The sequence below is a fragment of the Actinoallomurus acaciae genome (assembly GCF_042429965.1).
GTDB lineage: Bacteria > Actinomycetota > Actinomycetes > Streptosporangiales > Streptosporangiaceae > Actinoallomurus > Actinoallomurus acaciae.
Genome location: NZ_JBHLZP010000577.1, coordinates 1 through 4,880, shown reverse-complemented (window position 1 = coordinate 4,880; position 4,880 = coordinate 1). Strand labels below are relative to the sequence as shown.

At 70.7% G+C, this 4,880-nt stretch carries 8 protein-coding genes; 3 read left to right on the top strand and 5 right to left on the bottom strand.

The features are described from left to right. Positions 1 to 3: 3 nt before the first annotated feature. Positions 4 to 138: a zinc-binding dehydrogenase gene (locus ACFFNX_RS42320; protein ID WP_378211887.1), complete on the top strand. Its 135-nt coding sequence runs from the start codon at positions 4 to 6 to the stop codon at positions 136 to 138. Here the strand turns inward: ACFFNX_RS42320 and ACFFNX_RS42315 are convergent. The 3 genes from ACFFNX_RS42315 to ACFFNX_RS42305 all read right to left on the bottom strand — a co-directional run bounded on the left by ACFFNX_RS42315 (position 128) and on the right by ACFFNX_RS42305 (position 2,314). Beyond that, positions 128 to 1,120 carry a glutathione S-transferase family protein gene (locus tag ACFFNX_RS42315; RefSeq protein ID WP_378211886.1) on the bottom strand — a complete coding sequence of 331 codons (993 nt, stop codon included), beginning with the start codon at positions 1,118 to 1,120 and terminating at the stop codon, positions 128 to 130. The genes ACFFNX_RS42320 and ACFFNX_RS42315 overlap by 11 nt on opposite strands. Positions 1,121 to 1,524: 404 nt before the next feature. Then, a complete protein-coding gene (locus ACFFNX_RS42310) occupies positions 1,525 to 1,917 on the bottom strand; it encodes a histone-like nucleoid-structuring protein Lsr2 (RefSeq protein ID WP_378211884.1) in 393 nt (130 codons plus the stop codon). A gap of 31 nt (positions 1,918 to 1,948) precedes the next feature. Next, complete coding sequence (locus tag ACFFNX_RS42305) at positions 1,949 to 2,314, bottom strand: histone-like nucleoid-structuring protein Lsr2 (RefSeq protein ID WP_378211883.1); 366 nt, start codon at positions 2,312 to 2,314, stop codon at positions 1,949 to 1,951. Between the two features lie 178 nt (positions 2,315 to 2,492). Here ACFFNX_RS42305 and ACFFNX_RS42300 point away from each other — a divergent pair, with 178 nt between their 5' ends. Beyond that, on the top strand, positions 2,493 to 3,182 hold the full coding sequence (locus ACFFNX_RS42300; RefSeq protein ID WP_378211882.1) for an HAD family hydrolase: 690 nt from the start codon (positions 2,493 to 2,495) through the stop codon (positions 3,180 to 3,182). 79 nt (positions 3,183 to 3,261) lie between these two features. On the opposite strand, the gene ACFFNX_RS42295 is transcribed toward ACFFNX_RS42300, so the two are convergent. Next, on the bottom strand, positions 3,262 to 3,936 hold the full coding sequence (locus ACFFNX_RS42295; protein WP_378211881.1) for an SDR family NAD(P)-dependent oxidoreductase: 675 nt from the start codon (positions 3,934 to 3,936) through the stop codon (positions 3,262 to 3,264). Between the two features lie 52 nt (positions 3,937 to 3,988). Here ACFFNX_RS42295 and ACFFNX_RS42290 point away from each other — a divergent pair, with 52 nt between their 5' ends. Beyond that, a complete protein-coding gene (locus ACFFNX_RS42290; protein ID WP_378211880.1) occupies positions 3,989 to 4,450 on the top strand; it encodes a MerR family transcriptional regulator in 462 nt (153 codons plus the stop codon). Here the strand turns inward: ACFFNX_RS42290 and ACFFNX_RS42285 are convergent. Continuing rightward, positions 4,407 to 4,880 (bottom strand): hypothetical protein (locus ACFFNX_RS42285; RefSeq protein ID WP_378211879.1); only part of this gene is annotated, 474 nt, incomplete at its 5' end. The two genes, ACFFNX_RS42290 and ACFFNX_RS42285, sit on opposite strands and share 44 nt — an antisense overlap.

Here is a 4,880-nt window from a genome sequence, read left to right as displayed (position 1 = left end):
GCCCTGGTCGCGGCGGCGGACGGCCGCCTCCGACCGCGCATCCACGCCACCTATCCGCTGGACCGCGCGGCGGACGCGCATGCCGAGATCGAGAGGCGCCGCTCGGTCGGCGCCGTGCTGCTCACCGTCAGCCCGTGACGGCGGTCACGGCCTCGCCGTCGGCGACCGGGCCGGGCGGAGTCCCGTCGCCGAAAGGCCGTCCGCCGAGTCGTTCCCGCCCGTGCGGGGTGAGCCAGCCGGAGGTGTCCGGGCCGAGCGGCACGACGCCGGTGGGGTTCACGTCGCGGTGGACGACGTAGTAGTGCTCCTTGATCTGCGGAAAGTCGATGGTGTCCCCGAAGCCCGGGGTCTGGAACAGGTCCCGGGCGTACGCCCACAGCACCGGCATCTCGGCGAGTTTGCTGCGGTTGCACTTGAAATGCCCGTGGTACACGGCGTCGAAGCGGACGAGCGTGGTGAACAGCCGGATGTCGGCCTCGGTGATGGCGTCCCCGACGAGGTAGCGGCGGGCGGCGAGGCGCTCCTGCAGGATGTCGAGACGCCGGAACAGCTTGCGGTAGGCGCGCTCGTAGGCGTCCTGGCCCTTGGCGAACCCGGCCTCGTAGACCGCGTTGTTGACGTCGGCGTAGACGTCGGCGTTGATCGCGTCGATCTCGTCCCGGTGTCGCTCGGGGTAGAGATCGGGCGCGCCGGGCCGGTGGTGCCCCCTCCACTCGGTGGACAGGTCGAGTGTGATCTGCGCGAAGTCGTTCGTCACGACCTTGCCCGTGGGGATGTCGACGATGGCCGGCACGGTGATCCCGAGCGGATAGTCCGGATCGCGCGCGAAGAAGGCCTCCTGAAGCCGTTCGATCTTCAGCACGGGGTCCCGGCCGCCGGGATCGAGGTCGAAGGTCCAACTCCGCTCGTCGTGCGTGGGCCCGCAGATGCCCAGGGAAAGCACGGGCTCCAGCCCGAGGAGGCGCCGCACGATGACACTGCGATTGGCCCACGGACAGGCCCGGCTGACGACGAGCCGGTAACGGCCGGGCTCGACCGGAAACCCGTCCCGCCCGTCGGCGGTGATACGCGTGGTGAGATAACGCTGGTCCCGGACATACTCGGACCCGTCGGCACTCATGCGACCCTCCGGCTTTCTAGGACAACACGGTAACCCTTACCCACGGCCGGATCCCGCGAGCGGCTGGGGTATGTGGTTTCGGCGTTGAAATCGAAGGGTGGTCGGCCGACGCCCCGATTGGCCTGCGACGTCACCGCCAAGGGCGGGATGCGGTCCACGGCCGATGAAGGCGGCGCCATCGCCGCGCCACCTTCATCGGCTTTCTTGAACGGCTGCCACACGACATGCCGGGCCAGAACAACACGTCCGGCCCGCACGGCACGCCCGGTCCAAAGTCACCGCCGCATTCGCAAAGACAGAGCGGGCCGGGCCACTTCTCGCCGGCCACGGCTTCTCGTGTGGTGCGCCCGGCGAACGAACGTGGTGCGGCCTCGATCGGCGCGCCCGCCCGCGGATCCGGCCGGTCAGCGTCCCGCGGCCTGGAACTTCGTCTGAGGGACCTTTCCACCGGGGTTCTTGGCCCGGCTGGGGTCCTTCGCCTCGTACGCGTGGACGATCTCAGCGGGGATCCGGCCACGGTCGTTGATGGAGATCCCGTGTTCCTTCGCCCAGCCCCGGATGTCGGCAGCACGCTCACGGTTGTGCGCCGTGCGGCCGCGTCCTGCGCGTCCGGTGCGGCGAGAACCCGCCTTGCGTCCCTTCTCAACGTACGGCGCGAACACCTTGCGAAGCTTGTCCGCGTTTCTCGTCCTGAGATCGATTTCGTAGGGAACGCCGTCGAGTGAAAAGATCACCGTCTCGTCCGCCGGCTTGCCGTCGATGTCATCGAGGAGCCGAACGATCGTTTCTTGTGCCATCTCAATATCTCCTGCAGTCTCTCACGGCCAGTCAGTCATCCGGGTTGGCGTCGGGGTGGGCCGCTATGAACTTCTCATAGACCTCATCACCGATCTTCCCCCGCGCGCTGACCTCGACGCCTTCCTGCCTGGCCCATTCACGCACGTCACTGTTAGAGTATCCGCGCAGGCGAGGGCCCGTGTCGGCGGTGGCCCGACGAGACCGGCCCGCCTGCTTCACCCGGGTCGCCTTCTCCAGATACGGCAGGAGGACCTCGATCGCCTCTTGCAGTTTCTTGAAGTTCTCATCACCGAGATCGATGGTGTAAGTGGTCTCGCCGATCTCGAAATCCCGCTTCGCGACGTCCTCGCCGTCATGACCGTCGAAATCATCCACCATGATGACCCTGGTTGCCACTAATCGTTCCTTTCTCGGGGACGTTGCCTGAGCAAGGATAGTATTTCGGCACCCGCAGAAGGGGCATCCAGACGTCTCGACGCGTCGGTTATCACGCCCGCGGCGGCCACCGGTCCGCCGTCACCGCCGTCCGGCGTCTGGATCTTGTGCCGCACGCGCGGTTCTCTATGCTGTCGCCGTGGGTGAACCAGTGGGCGAACGTGTGGAAGCGGTCCTGTTCGACTTCTCCGGGACGCTGTTCGACGACACCGGGGTCCTGGACGCGCCGGCGCTGGTCTCGGCGGCCGGGCGGCAGGGTCTCGCCCTCGGCCCGGCCGAGGCCGAGGACGTCATCCGGCGGACCCTGCGCCACGTGGACTCGCCCGGGGGGTTCGCCGCCCGCGAGGGCTGCGACCTGTCCCAGCAGGCGCACCGGACGATCTGGACCAAACTGATCGCCGAGGCCGGGCCGTTCGGTCCGGAGCTGACCGAGGCCGTCTACTCCTGTCTCACCGACCCCGGCGCCTGGAGCCCGTACCCGGACACCGTGCCGGTGCTCGGCGCGCTGCGGGACGCCGGCGTGCCCGTCGGGGTGCTGAGCAACATCGGCTGGGACATCCGGCCGGCCTTCGAGCGGGTCGGCGCGCTGACCTCGCTGCGCACGGTCGTCCTCTCGTGCGAGCACGGGGTCGCCAAGCCCGATCCGGCGCTGTTCGCCCTCGCCTGCGAGCGCCTGGGCGCCGAGCCGTCGCGCGTGCTGTACGTCGGCGACGACCCGGTGAAGGACGGCGCGGCGGTACGCGTGGGTCTGCCGGTCTACCTGCTTCCGAGCGAACGCGACGCGAGCACGCCCCGCGGGCTCTCGGCCGTGCTCCGCCTCGCGCTGTAGACCGTCCCGTCCTCACGCCCCCCGCATGCGCAAGCGGTCGGGAGCCTCGCCGAGATCCCCGCGCCGACTGAACGACCGGCTACGCGTGCGACCAGCCCGCCGGTTCGGCGTCGTGGAGAACCTCTCGTTGCCACCGGTCTCGCGGCTGGGTGTGCAGCCGCCAGTAGTGCTCGGCGATGTCGTCCGGGTCGAAGGCGGTGCCCGCGGCGACGGGACCGGCCACGGTGACGCTGGCCACGTGGACGCCGGAGGGCCCGTACTCCTCGTCGAGCAGGTCCACCAGCGTCCGTACGCCCGCCTTGCCGAGCGAGAGGCTCACGTAGCCCGCCTTCGGCTCGGGCATCCCTCCGGTGATGAGGAACGAGCCGCTCCCGCGCCGCGCCATCTCCGGCGCGACGTGGGCGGCGGCGGTGAGCGCTCCGACCACGTTGACCGCCCAGGCGTCCAGCTGGGCCCGTACGGGCAGTTCTCCGGGCCGGTCCGGGCGGATGAGCGCCGCGTTGTAGACGACCGCGTCCGGGACGCCGAGCTCGCCGGACGCCGCGTCGAGCGCGGCGCGCAGCGCCGTCTCGTCGGTGCTGTCCGCCGCCAGCGAGACGACGGGCACGCCGAACGGTGAGACGGCCTCGGCCACGTCGGCGAGCGTTCCGTCGCTCCGCGCGATGAGGGCGACCGGCAGGCCCTCGCGTGCGAACCGCCGGGCGACCGACCGGCCGATCCCCGGCCCGACTCCGATGACCACTGCTCCCGGCATGACCGGCTCCTTCGCTGGATGATGACCGACAACCGGGACGTTAAGGTGTCACATGGATGTGAAGGTCAACCTCGGAGCGGAAAGTCACATGCGGATCGGTGCGCTGGCTCGGCAGACAGGGGTCAGCAGGCGGCTGCTGCGCTACTACGAGGAGCAGGGCCTGCTCCGGCCGCGGCGGCTGGCCAACGGCTATCGGGAGTACGCCGAATCGGACGTCACGGCGGTGCGCCACATCCGCGTCCTGCTCGCGGCCGGCCTGCCCACCGCCGTCATCGCCCGGCTGCTGCACTGCGTGCACGACGACGGTGAGCGGCTCGTCCCGTCGTCCTGCCCGGGAATGGTCACCGACCTGCGGCGAGAGCGCCGCCGCATCGCCGACGCGATCACCCGGCTCCAGTCGTCCCAGCGCGCGCTCGACACCATGCTCGACGCCGTCCAGCCGCGACCCGGCGGCGCGGCCCGGCTCGAGCTCAAGGACGCATCAGCACCTTCCCGAACGAGCGTTCCTCGCTGAGGCGGCGCAGCGTCGCGGGGAGCTCGGGCAGCGACACCTCGGCCGTGACGAGCCGCTCGACGCCGAGGCCGTCCGGCGTGCCGGACAGGGTGCGCAGCGCGTGGTCGAAGTCCTCGCGCGTGGTTCCGTAGCTGCCGCCCACGAGCGCCGGGCGGCCGCGCCAGGTGACCGGCTCGGCCAGTTCGGAACGCCGTACGCGGTCCAGGTCGCAGGCCAGGCCGGGCAGCCGGTCGCCGGCCGCGGTCCGGCCGTACAGCATGACGAGGCCGCCGCGGCGTACGGACGCCAGGGCGCGCTCCAGCAGTTCGGGCAGGACGAAGCTCGTCGCGACCACCGCGACGTCGTACATGCCGCCGGGCGCCTCGGACAGCGGCGCTCCGCCGCCGGAGGGCAGGGCGGCTCGCTCGGCGAGGAAGTCCAGCCGGTCCCG

Bases quoted from the DNA above. Each gene is read 5' to 3' on its own strand.
- ACFFNX_RS42310 (WP_378211884.1), bottom strand. From the start codon at position 1,917: ATGGCACAAGAAACGATCGTTCGGCTCCTCGATGACATCGACGGCAAG.
- ACFFNX_RS42315 (WP_378211886.1), bottom strand. From the start codon at position 1,120: ATGAGTGCCGACGGGTCCGAGTATGTCCGGGACCAGCGTTATCTCACC.
- ACFFNX_RS42290 (WP_378211880.1), top strand. From the start codon at position 3,989: ATGGATGTGAAGGTCAACCTCGGAGCGGAAAGTCACATGCGGATCGGT.
- ACFFNX_RS42295 (WP_378211881.1), bottom strand. From the start codon at position 3,936: ATGCCGGGAGCAGTGGTCATCGGAGTCGGGCCGGGGATCGGCCGGTCG.